Annotated in this window: 13 protein-coding genes; 10 read left to right on the top strand and 3 right to left on the bottom strand. The window is 63.8% G+C overall.

The window, feature by feature from the left end; genetic code table 11:
- Positions 1-183 precede the first annotated feature (183 nt).
- Entirely contained in the window at positions 184-1,401 is a 1,218-nt protein-coding gene (locus tag GR198_RS25625) for an SfnB family sulfur acquisition oxidoreductase (RefSeq protein WP_029875338.1), read from the top strand.
- A gap of 79 nt (positions 1,402-1,480) precedes the next feature.
- Here the strand turns inward: GR198_RS25625 and GR198_RS25620 are convergent, their stop codons facing one another.
- Entirely contained in the window at positions 1,481-2,689 is a 1,209-nt protein-coding gene (locus GR198_RS25620) for an acyl-CoA dehydrogenase family protein (protein WP_029875337.1), read from the bottom strand.
- Between the two features lie 78 nt (positions 2,690-2,767).
- A complete protein-coding gene (locus tag GR198_RS25615) occupies positions 2,768-3,814 on the bottom strand; it encodes a substrate-binding domain-containing protein (protein WP_029875336.1) in 1,047 nt (348 codons plus the stop codon).
- A gap of 235 nt (positions 3,815-4,049) precedes the next feature.
- On the opposite strand from GR198_RS25615, the gene GR198_RS25610 reads away from it, so the two are divergent.
- The 9 genes from GR198_RS25610 (at position 4,050) to GR198_RS25570 (ending at position 14,275) form a co-directional block, all read left to right on the top strand.
- Complete coding sequence (locus GR198_RS25610) at positions 4,050-5,534, top strand: sugar ABC transporter ATP-binding protein (protein WP_029875335.1); 1,485 nt, start codon at positions 4,050-4,052, stop codon at positions 5,532-5,534.
- Positions 5,531-6,580 carry an ABC transporter permease gene (locus tag GR198_RS25605; protein WP_029875334.1) on the top strand — a complete coding sequence of 350 codons (1,050 nt, stop codon included), beginning with the start codon at positions 5,531-5,533 and terminating at the stop codon, positions 6,578-6,580. The genes GR198_RS25610 and GR198_RS25605 overlap by 4 nt, the downstream gene beginning before the upstream one ends.
- Positions 6,581-6,596: 16 nt before the next feature.
- Positions 6,597-7,994, top strand: coding sequence for an LLM class flavin-dependent oxidoreductase (locus GR198_RS25600; protein WP_029875333.1), 1,398 nt, complete (start codon positions 6,597-6,599; stop codon positions 7,992-7,994).
- Positions 7,995-8,134: 140 nt separating this feature from the next.
- Positions 8,135-9,745 carry an ABC transporter substrate-binding protein gene (locus GR198_RS25595; protein ID WP_164069755.1) on the top strand — a complete coding sequence of 537 codons (1,611 nt, stop codon included), beginning with the start codon at positions 8,135-8,137 and terminating at the stop codon, positions 9,743-9,745.
- 40 nt (positions 9,746-9,785) lie between these two features.
- Positions 9,786-10,775 carry an ABC transporter permease gene (locus tag GR198_RS25590; RefSeq protein WP_027667117.1) on the top strand — a complete coding sequence of 330 codons (990 nt, stop codon included), beginning with the start codon at positions 9,786-9,788 and terminating at the stop codon, positions 10,773-10,775.
- The gene (locus GR198_RS25585) at positions 10,772-11,605 is read left to right on the top strand and encodes an ABC transporter permease (protein WP_029875331.1); all 834 of its coding nucleotides are present in this window, start codon (positions 10,772-10,774) and stop codon (positions 11,603-11,605) included. The genes GR198_RS25590 and GR198_RS25585 overlap by 4 nt, the downstream gene beginning before the upstream one ends.
- Entirely contained in the window at positions 11,602-12,393 is a 792-nt protein-coding gene (locus GR198_RS25580; protein ID WP_029875330.1) for an ABC transporter ATP-binding protein, read from the top strand. Before GR198_RS25585 ends, GR198_RS25580 begins: the two co-directional genes overlap by 4 nt.
- Positions 12,390-13,169 carry an ABC transporter ATP-binding protein gene (locus GR198_RS25575; protein ID WP_029875329.1) on the top strand — a complete coding sequence of 260 codons (780 nt, stop codon included), beginning with the start codon at positions 12,390-12,392 and terminating at the stop codon, positions 13,167-13,169. Before GR198_RS25580 ends, GR198_RS25575 begins: the two co-directional genes overlap by 4 nt.
- A gap of 11 nt (positions 13,170-13,180) precedes the next feature.
- Positions 13,181-14,275, top strand: coding sequence for a pyridoxal-phosphate-dependent aminotransferase family protein (locus tag GR198_RS25570; RefSeq protein ID WP_029875328.1), 1,095 nt, complete (start codon positions 13,181-13,183; stop codon positions 14,273-14,275).
- Positions 14,276-14,335: 60 nt separating this feature from the next.
- On the opposite strand, the gene ligM is transcribed toward GR198_RS25570, so the two are convergent.
- Positions 14,336-15,739 (bottom strand): vanillate/3-O-methylgallate O-demethylase, encoded by a 1,404-nt coding sequence (gene ligM, locus GR198_RS25565; protein ID WP_029875327.1) that lies wholly within the window; start codon positions 15,737-15,739, stop codon positions 14,336-14,338.
- Positions 15,740-15,748: the final 9 nt, after the last annotated feature.

Below are 15,748 nucleotides of genomic sequence, written 5' to 3'. Positions count from 1 at the left end.
GGCAGGAATTTTATCGCTTCTCAGGCGACTTCGTCGCAAGAGTGTCGGACCGCAACACTAATCGCGGCGGTCGAAGCCTGATAAGCAAACACTTTTCATTTTCCATCGCATCTATAGAATTTGTGCTCTTATCTCGACGCTTAATTTCTTTCACCGATAGGCTCGTCAGAATTGGAGACATCGATGAACACCGTGCTGAGGCAAGCAGACCAGATCCGGCCCGTGGCCGACCGTATCGGCAGCGATGATGAGGCGATCGCCACCGCCCGTAGACTGGCGGCGCAATTTGCCGCACGTGCCGCCGAGCGCGACGCCGACCGGATCCTGCCGTTTAGCGAACTCGATCTTCTCGCCCAGTCAGGCCTTCTGGCGATCACCGTGCCGGCGCAATATGGCGGGCTCGACGTCTCCAACGCCGTGCTTGCCGAGATCACCGCGATCCTGTCGGAGGCGGACGGCTCGATCGGCCAGATCCCGCAGAACCATTTCTATATTCTCGAGGCGCTTAGAACCGACGGCGGCGAGGAGCAGCAGCGTTATTTCTTCGGCCGGGTGCTGGCCGGCGATCGTTTCGGCAATGCGCTTTCCGAGCGCGGCACCAAGACGGTCGGCCACTACAATACCCGCATCACCCGCGACGGTCCGGGTTACCGGATCAACGGCCGCAAATTCTATTCGACCGGCGTCCTCTTCGCCGACTGGATCACCATCTTCGCGCTCGATCCGGAGGATCGCCTGACCATGGCCTTCGTGCCGAAGGGCACTGAAGGTGTTGAGATCGTCGACGACTGGGACGGTTTTGGCCAGCGCACCACCGGCAGCGGCACGACGATCCTCGACAATGTCTATGTCAGCGCCGATTCCGTGGTCTTCCATCACAAGGGCTTCGAGCGGCCGACGACGATCGGCTCCGTTGGTCAGATCATCCATGCCGGCGTCGATCTCGGTATTGCACGGGCGGCCTTTGCCGAAACGCTTGACTTCATCAGGACGAAATCGCGCCCCTGGATGGATAGCGGCCTTGAGCGTGCCTCAGACGACCCGCTGACGATCGCCAAGGTCGGCCAGATCGCCATTCGCCTGGAAGCCGCAACGGCTCTCGTGGAGCGCGCCGGCCACAAGGTCGATGCCGCGCAGGTCGAGACGACGGAGGAAAAGGTGATCGCGGCGACGCTGGCGGTTGCCGCCGCCAAGGTGCTGACGACCGAAGTGGCGATCGAGGCCTCGAACACGCTCTTCGAGCTTGCCGGAACTTCGTCGGTGCAGGCGAGCCTCAACCTCGACCGCCACTGGCGCAATGCCCGCACCCATACGCTGCATGATCCCGTGCGTTGGAAATATCACGTCGTCGGCAACTACCATTTGAACGGCGTAACGCCGCCGAAGAACGGCGCGCTCTGAAATCTCTCCGTTTTCCAACCGAAAACCCCACCGCCGGGGCCGGCAGTGGGGTTTTTGCTTTCGATGAAAGATGGCCGCCTCAGCTATAGAGGCTGACCTCCGGTATCTTGTCGTTCAGCACGAATTCACCGACTTCCTTCGCCTTGTAGAAGACGGGATCGTGCAGCGTGTGAGTGCGGACATTGCGCCAGAACCGGTCGAAACGGTATTTGTCGGCGGTCGAGCGAGCGCCCGTCAGCTCGAAGACGCGCGAGGTGATGTCGAGCGAGACATGGGTCGCGTGGACCTTGGCGGCATAGGCTTCCGCCGCCGCCTCGCCGCGCTCACGCGCGGTGACGTCGCGGCCGCGGGCAAGGCCCGCCTGCACGGCGGCTGCCGCACTGTCGGCAAGGGCCGCCGAGGCCTTCAGCGCGGCGGTGAATTCGCCGACGCGTTCGAGGATATAAGGGTCATCCGCCGCCCGCTCGACACCGGACGTGATCCACGGCCGGGTCGTGTTGCGGACGTAATCGACAGCCGCCTGCAGCGCGCCCTCCCCGGTGCCGAGATAGAAATTGACGAAGACCAGCTGGATGAACGGCGTATTGAAGGTCGACAGCACCGGCGGCGCCACGTCGGGTGCAGCTGGCGCGCCGACGAAATCTTCCTCGTAAACGGGGAAATCATGAAATTCGACGCTACCGCTGTCCGACAGGCGCTGGCCGATATTGTCCCAGTCGTCATTGGCGACGTAACCTTGACGATTGGTCGGCACGGCGAAACCGGCGATCTTGTCGTCGAGCGTCGCATTGGCATTGATATAGTCGGACACCCGAGCCGCCGTGGAAAAGGACTTGCGTCCGTTCAGCACATAGCCGTTGCCGCGACGGGTGAGCACCAGCCCGGGATCGCGCGGATTGACGGCCGCCCCCCAATAGAGGTTCCTGGCGACCGTATCGCTGCCTAGCGCATGGGCGCGCGCCGCATCGAGGGCCCAATAGATGTACTGGCTATTGACGTAGTGGTAGCCGAGCAGCTGGCCGATCGAGCTCTCGCCACGGGCGAGAATGCGCACCAGCCTCAGCCCGTCGACCCAATCGAGGCCACCGCCGCCGATTTGCGTGGGATGCAGCGCATTGAGCAGCCCGGCATTCTTCAATTTGACGATCTCGGCGAGCGGCGGACGGCCTTCGCGGTCGAGGTCTGCGGCGCGCCGCGACAGGTCGGCAGAGATTTCCTCCGCACGGACAAAGAGGTCTTCGCGCGTCGGGTTTCGGCTGGCCGCGAAGATGACATTGGATTGGCTCATGGGCGGAACTCCAATTCTCCAAAAAGATGATCCGGCGGGAGCCGCACGCTTCCGCCGGAAGGATCGAAATGCGAGGTTTCAGAACAGCTTGTCCGGGATCCAGCTGGCGGTTGCCGCATCGCTCGTGCTGAAGGCCGGGATCTTTTCGGCCAGCTCCTCGATCGTCTTGACACCGGCTGCGCGCAGGCTTTCCTGCGTCAGAAGCGTCGGCTTCACGGTGATTTGGTGGGGAACCCTCTGCCCGGCGATTTCGAGTGCTGCGGCGCGAATGGAGACGGCGCCGACGACGGCAGGATTGGTCGCGACGGTCGCGACCCAAGGGCTGCCTTCCTCGGTGATTTCCTGGATATCGGCCGTCGAGACGTCGGCCGAATAGATCTTGAGCTTGCTTGCTATGCCGAGATCGTTGGCCGCGAGCTTCACGCCGCGGGCGAATTCGTCATAGGGGGCGAAGATGACCGATATATCGGGATTGGCGGTGAGCACGGCCTTCGCCTGATCGGCGGTCGAAGTTGCCGTCGTGTCGCTGACATTGCCGAAACGGGCCTTTTCGACCACGCCTTTATTGTCCGACTTGAACTTGTCCCAGACTTCGTTGCGGCGGTCGAGCGGCGCAAAGCCCGCGACATAGACATAGCCGGCGTTGAAGCTGTTGCCGTTGTCCTTCACCACCTGTTCGAGCGCCAGTGACGCGAGTTCGTGATCACTCTGCTCCACCTGCGGAATCTTGGGGTTGTTGAGGTTGACGTCGAAGGCCACGACCTTGATGCCCTTGTCGAGCGCCTGCTGCACGACGTCGCCGAGCGATTCCGGCAGGCCGTGGTCGATGACGATGCCGGAGACGCCGAGATTGATCGCCTGAAGGATCTGTTCGCGCTGCTCGGCGGCATCCTGCCGGCCGGGGAAGATGCGCAGGTCGATATCCAGCGCCTTGGCCTGGGCTTCAGCCCCTGCCTGGTACGCCTGGAAGAAATCGCCGGCCGAGATGTAGCTGATCAGCGCTACTTTGACGCCGCCCTTGTCGAAAGGGGCAGGAGCGCCGGACAGACCGTCGGCTTTTGCGCCTTGAATGAAAATGAACGGAATGACGGCGGCGGACAGTGCGAGCCGTGCGAGGGATTTCATCGTCGCGTTCCTTTTAGCAATCGGGAGCGTCGTCTGACAGGTCTGGCAGCCCTCGCGACGCGTTGGATTATTAGATATAATCTCTATGTTTTTAGTAGAGTAAATGATCCGATTTTATGGGCTGTGGGAGATTCTTTGTTTCCCGAGGGCAGTTCGCCGGGGAAAGGCGTGCCTGGAGTTCAACCGCCCGGACAGGGCACACTCCGGCTTCGATCGCAGTCCCGGACCTTTATCGATGTCGCTTCTTCACATTGAAAATATCACCCGCAGTTTCGGGTCGACGCGGGCGGTTGCCGGCGCTGATTTTTCTATGGAACGCGGCGAGATCGTGGCGTTGATGGGCGCAAACGGCGCGGGCAAATCGACGCTGGTCAAGATCCTTTCCGGCGTGCTTCCGGCCGATAGTGGCACGATCAATCTGAATGGCCGCCCCTTTGCACCGCGCAGCCCGGCCGAAGCGGCAAGGGCCGGTGTCGTCACGGTGCATCAGTCGACGGATCTCGTCGGCGCGGCCGGTCTGACCGTTGCCGATGCCCTGCTGCTCAACCGGTTCGCCGATCGCAGCACACCCTTCTTCGTTTCGCGCGCCGGCATCCGCCGTGCGGCGCAGGCGATGCTCGACGCCGCCGGCTTCACCCTGCCGCTGGACCGTGATTTCGGTGACCTCGCCAGCGCCGATCGGCAGCTGGTGGCGATCGCCCGGGCGCTTGCCAACCGCGCCGACCTCCTCATCCTCGACGAGCCGACGGCGAGCCTTTCCGGAGAGGAAAGCCGCCGCCTCTTCGATATTCTGCTGGAGCTTCGCAAGCGGGGCCTGGCGATCCTCTATATCTCGCACCGCACCGCCGATCTCGAAGCCATCGCCGACCGCGCGCTCGTCATGCGCGGCGGCCGCGTCGTCGGCACCTTCTCACGGCCGATCGATTTTTCAAGCGCCATCGAGACGATGATTGGCCGCAGACTGGATGCGGCTCGGCCGGATGCGCGGCCTGCGACCGGACCAGTGATTTTCGAGATGCGCGATATCAGCCTGCTCCCTGGGGCCGCCTCCTTCGATCTGTCATTGCATGAGGGCGAGGTGGTGGCGGTGACCGGTGTGCTTGGCGCCGGCAAGAGCCGGCTGCTGTCGGCGATCTTCGGGGTGACGGCGCTTGCCGATGGTGCGATGTTTCTCGGCGGTCGGCCCTACCGGCCGAAAGGCCCGGCCGAGGCGATCGCCGCAGGTGTGGCGATGGTGGCCGAAGACCGTCATCGTTCCTCACTGATGCCGCCGGCATGGCCCGGCCATTCGCTGTCGGCGACGATCAGCCTGCCGCATCTTGGCAAATGGTATCCGCACGGTTTCCTCGTCGGCGGGCGTGAGCGCCGCGAGGCCGAGCAGGCAATCACCCGTCTCGGCATCAAGGCAGCAGGCCCGCTCGCCTCGGTCTGGTCGCTCTCCGGCGGCAACCAGCAGAAGGCGGTGATCGCCCGCTGGGAGGCGGAACCGAGCCGGCTGCTGCTGCTCGACGAACCTTTCCAGGGTGTCGACGTCGGCGCCCGCCGCGACATTATCCAGGCGATCCGCACCCGCACCGATCGGGCGACGCTGATTGCGACCTCCGATCCGGAGGAGGCCTATGAAGTGGCCGACCGCATCCTCGTCATCGACCGCCACGTGTTGAGACCGGCGGCCGGCGAGGCTGCTTTTCATTCCGCCATCCAGGGAATATCCGCATGACGACGATCGATGACGAGACCCTGCCGCGAACTGGTGCGGTGCCGCAGGCCGGCGGCAGCCGCCTTGCCGCTCTCGGTGCGTTCCTTCGCGCCGGCGCGGTGTTCATCCTGCTTGCGCTGCTGATCGTCGGTTTCACCTTCGCTCAGCCCGCCTTCATTAATATCGCCAATCTGATGAGCATCCTGCAGGCGGTTTCCGTCGTCGCCATTCTCGGCGCCGGCGTCACCGTGACGCTGGCGGTCGGCGGTTTCGACCTGTCGATCGGCGCGGTGGCCGCATCGAGTGTGATGGCGGCGAGTTATGCGATGATCGTCTGGCACCTTGATGCCTATGCGACGGTGCCGCTGGTGCTCGCCTTTGGCGCCCTGGTCGGTCTCGTCAACGCCTTCCTCATCGTGCGCCTGAAGGTGCCGGATCTGTTGGCGACGCTGGCGATGATGTTCCTGCTTTCCGGCCTGCAGCTGATCCCGACCGCCGGCCGATCGATTTCGGCCGGCCTCACCCTGCCCGACGGCTCGAAGGCGACCGGCGCCTACGACCCCGCCTTCCTGCTGATCGGCCGCTACAGCATCCTCGGCACCCTGCCCGTTTCCGTGGTGCTGATGGCGGTGGTCGCCATCGCACTCTTCATTCTCACCGAGCGCACCCGCATCGGCCGATTGCTGTTTGCGACCGGCGGCAACGAGGTCGCGACCCGGCTTGCCGGCGCCTCGACGGTGCGGCTGAAGACGCTCGCCTATGTCCTATCGGGCACGCTGGCATCGCTCGGCGGCATTGTCATCGCTGCTCGCGTCGGGCGTGGCGATATCTCGTCCGGCGGCTCGCTGCTGATGGATTCGGTCGCTGCCGCGTTGATCGGCTTTGCCGTCTTCAACCTGCGCCGCCCAAACGTGCTCGGCACCATTGCCGGCGCGGTCTTCGTCGGTGTGCTGCTGAACGGTCTCACCATGCTGAACGCCCCTTATTACACCCAGGATTTCGTCAAGGGCGCCGTGCTCGTCGGAGCCTTAGCGCTGACCTACGGCCTCGGCCGCAGCAATCCCTAATTCCAAGGAAGAAAACATGACCCGCGAAATCAGGCTGAACGCCTTCGACATGAATTGCGTCGGACACCAGTCGCCGGGGCTCTGGCGCCATCCGCGCGACAAGTCCTCAACCTACAAGGATCTCGACTACTGGGTGCATCTGGCAAAAACGCTGGAGCGCGGCAGGTTCGACGGGCTGTTCATCGCCGATGTGCTTGGCGTCTACGATGTGCTGAACGGCAATGTCGATGCTGCACTTCGCCATTCGGCGCAGGTGCCGGTCAACGATCCGCTGCAGCTCATTCCAACCATGGCCTACGAGACCGAGCATCTCGGCTTCGGCCTGACGGCGTCACTCTCCTTCGAGCACCCCTACACCTTCGCCCGCCGCATATCGACGCTCGACCATCTGACCAAAGGCCGCGTCGGCTGGAATATCGTTACCTCCTACCTCAACAGCGGCGCGCTCAATATCGGCCAGCCGGCGCAGACCAAGCATGATGACCGATACGACCTTGCCGAGGAATATCTCGAGGTCTGCTACAAGCTCTGGGAGGGAAGCTGGGAGGACGGCGCCGTCGTCCGCGACCGGGAAACCGGCATCTTCACCCATCCGGAAAAAGTCCATCCGATCCGCCATTCCGGAAAGCATTTCAACGTGCCCGGCATTCACTTGAGCGAACCCTCGCCGCAGCGCACGCCAGTGCTCTACCAGGCCGGCGCCTCCAGCCGCGGCAAGGATTTCGCCGGCGCCCATGCCGAGTGCATCTTCGTCGCATCCCCGTCGAAGCCAGTGCTAAAGCGTTACGTCGCCAATGTCCGCGAGGCGGCGGAACGCGTCGGCCGCAACCCGCGCGAAATCCTTGCCTTCAATCTGCAGACCGTGATCCTCGGCGAAACCGATGCAGAGGCACAGCGGAAGTTCAACGAATATCGCAAATATGCCTCCTTCGAGGGCGCGCTGACGCTGATTTCCGGTTGGACCGGCATCGATTTCGGCCAGTTCGGACCGGACGAGGTGCTGCGCCACCGCCATACCAATGCGGTGCAATCGGCTGTCGAGACCTTCACGACAATCGATCCCACCAAGGAATGGACGGTGCGCGAAATGGCCGAGTGGGTCGGCATCGGCGGTTTCGGCCCTGTTTTCGTCGGATCGCCGCAAACAGTCGCCGATCTGATGCAGGAATGGATCGAGGATACCGATGTCGACGGCTTCAACCTTGCTTATGCCGTGACGCCCGAGAGTTTTGAGGATGCCGTCGATCTGCTGGTGCCGGAATTGCAAAAGCGCGGCGTCTACAAGGCCGACTACGCCAAGGGAACGTTGCGGGAAAAACTTGGGCGAGCGGGGCCTCGTCTCGTTGCCCCGCATCCGGGTGCTGCTTATCGCAATCTGGCGGGAGAACCGGTCAGGCTTGCCGCCGGCGGCTGACCGGCGCGGGTTTCTCAGGCGAATGCGCAAGGGGCGGAAAAATATCTCGCCCGGCTTGCGCATTTGAATTTAATATCCGTCGCAATGATCTTTTCGCTTCGAATATAGTCGTGCGAATTGTTCACCGATCAGGAGGGGTCATGACCTTATCATCTATCTCCAGGCGCACGCTGATGAAGGGCACTGCCCTGCTGCTTGCATCGACGGCGCTCGCTCGACAGGCGCTCGCGCAGACCGCGTCCGGCGGCGGTCGGCTGATCGTTGCGGCCGATTCCGAGCCGAAGAACCTCAACCCTGCCATCGTCGCCTCGAACGGCGTCTTCTTCGTCGCCAGCAAGGTGATCGAGCCGCTGGCCGAAGCGTCGTTCGACGGCAAGGACGGGCTTTCACCGCGCCTCGCCACCTCCTGGGAGGGCTCGGATGACGGCCTCTCGGTCACCTTCAAACTGCGCGACGGCGTCACCTGGCACGACGGCAAGCCGTTCACCTCGGTCGATGTCGCCTTCTCCGCGCTCAACATCTGGAAACCGCTGCAGAATCTCGGCCGCCTGGTCTTCGCCAATCTCGAAGCCGTCGACACGCCCGATGATTACACCGCCATCTTCCGCTTCTCAAAGCCGACGCCGTTCCAGCTCATCCGCAACGCCCTGCCCGTTGTCACCAGCGTCGTCGCCAAGCACATTTTCGACGGCACCGACATCGCCACCAACCCGGCCAACAACACGCTGATCGGCACCGGTCCGTTCAAGTTCGCCGAACACAAGCCCGGCGAATATTACCGGCTGACGCGCAACGAGAATTACTGGGACAAGGAGCAGCCGAAGCTCGACGAGATCGTCTTCCGCGTGCTGCCCGATCGCGAGTCGGCGGGTGCAGCACTCGAAGCAGACGAAATCCAGCTTGCCGCCTTCTCGGCCGTGCCGCTGGCCGATCTCGACCGCATCTCGAAAGTCGCCGGCATCAAGGTGATCTCGAAGGGCTACGAGGCTTTGACCTACCAGCTCGTCGTCGAGATCAATCATCGCCGCAAGGAACTGGCCGATCTCAGGGTCCGTCAGGCGATCGCCCAGGCGATCGACAAGAAATTCGTGGTCGACACGATCTTCCTCGATTATGCCGCCGCCTCGACCGGCCCGGTGCCGAAGAATGCGCCGCAGTTTTATACGCCGGATGTCGCGACCTATGATTTCAATCCTGCGGCGGCCAACGACATCCTCGACAAGGCGGGTTACAGCCAAGGGCCGGACGGCAACCGCTTTACGCTGAAACTCCGCCCCGCGCCCTATTTCAACGAGACGAGGCAGTTCGGCGACTATCTTCGCCAGGCGCTCGCCGTCATCGGCATCAATGCCGAGATCGTCAATGCCGATGCGGCCGCGCACCAGAAGGCGGTTTATACCGACCACGACTTCGACCTCGCCGTCGGCCCGCCGGTCTTCCGCGGTGATCCGGCGATCTCCACCACCATTCTCGTCCAGTCCGGGACGCCAGCGGGCGTGCCCTTCTCCAATCAGGGCGGCTACGTCAATCCGGAGCTCGACAAGATCACCAAGCAGGCCTCGGAGACTGTCGACACGGCGGCGCGCACCGATCTGTACCGCAAGTTCCAGCAGCTCGTCGTCGCCGATCTGCCGCTGATCAACGTCGCGGAATGGGGTTTCATCACCGTCGCACGCGACAGCGTGCTCAACGTCTCGGACAATCCGCGCTGGGCCGTTTCGAACTGGGGCGATACGGCGCTGCAATCGTGATAGGATCGGCGGCAATTCTCTTCCAGAGGCCCTGTCCGGCGTGAGACGTGCAATCATCCTCCTGAGGCGCAGGGCGATCAGCAGCATTCCGGTGCTGCTGATCGTGGTGATCTTCACCTTTTTCCTGCTTGAATCCGCCTCGGGCGATGCTGTCGACGCCTATCTCGGCTCGATCGGCGGCGGCGATGCCGCACTTAGGCAGTCGCTGCGCGAGAGCTACGGCCTCGACCAATCGATGTTCGCGCGCCTCTGGCTCTATCTTTCCTCACTCGCACGCTTCGATCTCGGCTGGTCGGTCGCCTTCGGCCGGCCGGTTGGTGCGCTCATTGCCGAACGCCTGCCCAATACGCTGCTGCTGATGGGCAGCGCGACGGCGCTATCCTTTGGCCTCGGCTCAGCGCTCGGCATCCTTGCCGGAGCGCGGCCGGGCGGTCTGCGTGACCGGCTGCTGTCGATCGGCTCGCTGATCGTCTATGCCATTCCGAGCTTCTGGCTCGGACTGGTGCTGAGCATCGCCTTTTCGGTGAAGCTGCGCTGGTTTCCGATCGCCGGCGTCGAGACGATCGCTTCTGGCAAGACAGGATTTTCGCGCGCGCTCGATATCGCCGATCACCTCGTTCTGCCGGTCGGTGCGCTGGCGCTGATCTATCTCGCTCTGTTCCTGCGGGTGATGCGCAGCGGCATGGCCGAGGCATGGAAGCTCGATTTCGTGCTCTTTGCCCGGGCCAAGGGTCTGTCGCGGAGCCGGATCGTGCTGCGCCATGTCGCGCGCAACGCGCTGCTGCCGCTCGTCACCATGCTCGGGCTGCAGTCGGCGGCCATGCTCGGCGGGAGCGTGGTGATCGAGAGCATCTTTGCAATCCCGGGCTTCGGGCGGCTGGCGCAGGAGGCGGTCAACGGCCGTGACGCGCCGTTGTTGATGGGCATCATCGTCACTAGCGCCGTCCTGGTCATCTCGGTCAATTTCCTCGTCGATCTTGTCTATGCCGCACTCGACCCGCGCATCGGCGCATCGGAGGGCGGCGCATGAGCTGGCTGCGGCGGCTGCTGCGCACGCCGGAAGGTGCGGCAGGATTTGCGATCCTTCTCGTCCTGCTTGTGGCCGGGCTGCTCGCTCCCGTTATTTCGCCGGGCGATCCGCTGAAAATTGCCGGCCGCGCCCTGCTGGCGCCGTTCACCGATCCCGGGTTTCCGCTCGGCACCGACCGTCTCGGCCGCGACGTGCTGGCGGGCCTGCTCTATGGTGCCAGAACCTCGCTTGCCGTTGGCCTGGCGGCGGCGTTTGCGGCCATGGTGCTTGGGCTCTGCGTCGGCCTTGCGGCCGGTTTTGCCGGCGGGCTCATCGACGAGGCGCTGATGCGAGTGGTCGACGCCTTCCAGATCGTGCCGGCTTTCCTGCTCGCCCTCGCTTTCGTCAGCACCATCGGCGTGTCGACGCCGGTTGTCGTCCTTGCCATCGCACTCGGCACCTGGGCCGACCCGGCGCGGGTGACGAGAGCGCAGGTGCTTGCGATCCGCGAGCAGGATTATGTCGCCTCGGCAAGGGTGATCGGCATGCATCCGGCCGAGATCGCCTTCCGCGAAATCCTGCCGAATGCATTGCCGCCGGTGCTGGCGCTTTCGGCCACCATCGTCGCCGGTGCGATTCTTACCGAGGCAGCGCTTTCCTTCCTGGGTCTGGGCAACCCCAATATCGCCACCTGGGGTTCGATGATCGCAGAGGGCCGCAGCGTGTTGCGTTCGGCATCCTATCTCTCGGTCATACCGGGTGCGGCGCTCGCCGTGACCGTGCTCGGCGTCCATCTCTTCAGCGAGGGTCTCGGCAAGGCGCTTGGCGACAATGGCGTGAGGGCGGCATGAGCGGGATTTTTTTGAGCCTGCGACAGCTTTCGGTCACCTATGGGGGCAGCAGCGGTGCAGCCGCGCTAGATCATATCGACCTTGATATCGTCGCCGGCGAAAGGCTGGCGATCATCGGCGAAAGCGGTTCCGGCAAGAGCACGCTTGCCCGCGCGCTTGCCGGTCTGCTGCCGGAGGGAACGACGGTCGGCGGCGAGATACTTTGGCCCGGCCTTGGCCATCCGCCCCGCCCAGGCCGCGATTTCGGCTTCGTCTTCCAGGATCCGGGCTCCAGCCTCAATCCCGTCCTGACGATCGGCGAGCAGATCGCCGAGGGCGCCAGGCGCCATCTCGGCCTCAGCTGGAAACAGGCCTATGCCAGGGCCGAGGAATTGATTGAGCGGGTGCGGATACCGCAGCCTGATAAGGCGATGCGGGCGTTTCCACATCAGCTTTCCGGCGGCCAGCGCCAGCGCGTGGCGATTGCGGCGGCCATTGCCGCGAGACCTGCGCTGCTGATCGCCGACGAGGCGACCAGCGCGCTCGACGTCGTCGTCCAGGCCGAGATCGTCCGCCTGCTCGACGGGCTGGTGCGCGAGGACGGCATGACGCTGCTCTTCATCACCCACGACATCGCGCTGGCCTCCGGCTTCGTCGACCGCATCGCTGTCTTCCGCAATGCAAGGCTGGTCGAAGCAGGCCCCGTCCGTTCGGTGCTCTCTGCGCCGAAAAGCGACTATACCGCCGCCCTGATCGCCAGCCATCGCGACCTCGCGACGCCGCCGCTAATCGAAGAGGTGGCGTCATGAACGACGGGCTGCTTTCCATCGAAAACCTGTCGAAGGGGTTTTCCTCCTCCGGCCGTCGGGTCGCCGCCCTCGACAATGTGTCGCTGACCATCGCGGCCGGGGAAACGCTCGGCCTCGTCGGCGCCTCCGGCAGTGGAAAATCGACGCTATCGCGCATCCTGCTGCGGCTTGTTGCTGCCGATGCCGGCTCGATTCGCTTCGAGGGAGAGGATTGGCTCGCGCTGAACGGCGCGCCTTTGCGCCGCCGGCGGGCACGTATGCAGATGGTGTTTCAGGATCCGCTCGCCGCCTTCAATCCGTTGGCGAGCGTTGATGCAGTGCTCGACGATCCGCTTCGCATCCACGGCGTCGCAAAAGACCGGCGCCCCGGGGAGATCGTCGAGCTCCTGGAGCGTGTCGGTCTCACCGCAGATCATGCCGGCCGTCTGGTGCGGGCACTCTCCGGTGGCCAGCGGCAGCGTGTGGCGATTGCGCGAGCGATTGCGACACGGCCCTCGTTGCTGGTGCTCGATGAGGCGGTCTCGGCGCTCGATGTGACCGTGCGCGGCAGGATCCTGGAGCTTCTGGTCGACCTGCAGAAAGAACAGGGCATTGCCTGTCTGTTCATTTCACACGATCTTGCCGTGGTCCGCGCCGTCTCCCACCGCATTGCCGTCATGGATGGCGGGCGGATCGTCGAGGTCGGCCCGGCAGCGGCGGTCGTTGCCGCGCCGCAATCGGAGGCCGCCCGCGCACTCGTTGCCGCAGTCCCCCGTCTCGTGACCGATCCTTGCTGAAGGAAGTATCCATGTCCGATCTTGGTTGGAATCCCCTGCATGGCGTGCCCTCCTATCCCGCGGAGCGCTACGCCGTCCTTGCCGACAGGATCGGCGGTATCTTGCGCAGTCGCAACGACATATTGCTGGTGCAGGCAGAAGCGGTGGTGGCGCTGGAGGCGGCGGCGGTCAGCCTTGCGCGCCCCGGCCTTACAGCACTCAACATCGTCACCAGCCCCTATGGCACCTGGTTCGGGCAATGGCTGCGACGGGGCGGTGCGACGGTCGCCGATATCGTCGCCGAACCGGGCCGACCGGTCGAGATCGAAGCGGTGGTCAAAGCGCTCGACGCAAGTCCTCGGATCGATGTGCTCGCTCTCGTCCACGCGGAATCCGCAAGCGGCATTCTCAATCCCCTGCCTGACATACTGGGGCTCGCGCGTGCCGGCGGCATCGTCACCGTCGTCGATGCGGTCGCCTCGCTCGGCGGCCACGAACTCGACGTCGACGATCTCGGCATCGATATCGCGGTGATCGGCCCGCAGAAGGCGCTCGGCGGGCCGGCCGGCGTATCCGCGCTCTCGGTCAGCCCTAGTGCCTGGAATCTGATCCTGAGGGATGGCGCGCCGCGCGATTCGATCTTGTCACTGGCCGATCTGAAGACGTGGGTCGACGGCAACAGGCGTGGCCTGCCGGGAACCCCGGCGCCGCTGGAATTCTTCGCGCTGGAGACGGCGCTCGACCGCATCGAGGCTGAAGGCCTGGAGAATGTCGTCGCCCGCCATGCGCTGGCGGCATCGGCGACACGGGCGGGGCTTGCTGCACTCGGAGCCCCGGTCTGGGTGCCGGCAGCAAAGGCGTCCAATCTGGTGACGGCGGTGCCGGTGCCGGAGACGCTGGAGCCCGCTTCACTGATCGAAGCCGCCGGGTGGCTGGGGGTTGAGATCACGGCCGGTGTCGGAGCCGGGTCGGCCCACCTCCTGCGGCTCAACCACACAGGCCCGCGCGCCGCGTTCCAGACGGTGCTCTCGAATGTCGTGGCGTATGGCGCGGCCCTCAGGCAGGCAGGCCATCCCTCGGACATAGCAGCCGCTTCGGAGGCGATATCCGCAGCCTACCGCTCCTGAGAGGATGCTCTCAGGAGCGGGAAAGCGGCATCGGCGAATCCGCTTTCAGGGCACCCTTACTTACGCCGTCTGCCGGGTGCGCCAGCTATCGGCATAGGCCTCGCGTGCATCGCGCGCATAAGGAACCGGCGCGACCTTGACGCGGATCTCGAGCTGCTTGTGACGTTCGACGGTGGTCTTGCGGGTCCCGCCATCCGGCTCACCCCAGACGAGGGTCAGCACGTCGCCGACCTCTACATCAGGCTCGACGGTACCGAGCGAAAGCATGGTGCGTTCGTTGTGGCTGTAGCCTGAGAACATCGACAAGCCGATCGTCCTGCCGTTCTTCAGCACCATGTCGTAGTTGGACGAAGCATAGTTCGATAGGGGCAGGTCGATATATTTGTAGTTATCCGCGGAGGGGTCGACCAGCGATTGGAAGACTTTGGCGACATCGTCCTGGTTCCAGGCAAATGTCACCTTCCTGCGATGCGGCTTGTCGGCAATCTTTTCGAGCGCCGCGCGGCCGATGAAGTCGTGATCGAACTTGACGAACGGGCCATAGCCGAGTTCGTACGGGGTCAGATAATAGTCCTCGATATTGTCGGAGACGAAGCTGCCGCCGATCGAGCCGGTCGCTTCATAGCTGTCGGCGCCCAGCCATTCGCGGAAGGGTTTCATGCGCTCGTCGGTATACACTGCCGGCAGCGGCGACGGAATCCAGCCGGATTCCAGCGTGTTGGTCGCATAGGCACGGGCACCGACCTGGCGCAGGCCGAATTCTTCGCCCGCTTCCAGGATGACGTTGCGGATTTCGTCACCTTCTTCATAGGGTCCGAAAATCTCGAGGCCCGGGGCGCCTGACATGCCGTGGCGCAGCGTGCGCACGCGGCGTCCGCCAATGTTCATCGTATCCATGTTGAAGAACTTGACATCGGCGAGCGGTCCGCCGTTGACCCTTTCGAGGATCTTCCAGGCGTTTGGTCCCTGTATCTGGTAGCGGTACCGCCGGCGCACGACCGGTTTGCCGCCGGGGCGCGATGGTGACCGGTCGTCGCGGTCGAGCTTCACGACGTAGCCGCCGGTCTGCCCGTGGAACTCTACCCAGTTGATCGTCGGTGCGCGGCCGACGATGAGATACTGGCTTTCGGCCAGATGGAAGAGAATGACATCGCCGATGACATGGCCGCTATGGCTGACCGGCACGAACTGCTTGGCGCGATTGACCGGGAAATTGGCAAAGCTGTTGATGCCGAGATGCGAGATGAGCTTCAGCGCATCCGGCCCCTCGATCATCAGTTCGGCCATATGGTGCGACTGGTCGAAGAGCACGGCGGTTTCGCGCCAAGCGCGCTGCTCGTCGCGCCAGTTGCTGAATTCCGGCGGTACGACAGGATAGATATAGGCGCCGATCTGCGAATTGCGGAGCATATCCACCGTGTTGTCGGCGGCATTCAGCTTCTGCTCGAGGCTCTGTTTCGTCATGATATTCCT

This window comes from Rhizobium leguminosarum (assembly GCF_010668065.1).
Classification (GTDB): Bacteria; Pseudomonadota; Alphaproteobacteria; order Rhizobiales; family Rhizobiaceae; genus Rhizobium; species Rhizobium leguminosarum_S.
The sequence above is the reverse complement of the archived record's forward strand: the minus strand, read 5'-3'. Positions and strand labels throughout refer to the sequence as shown.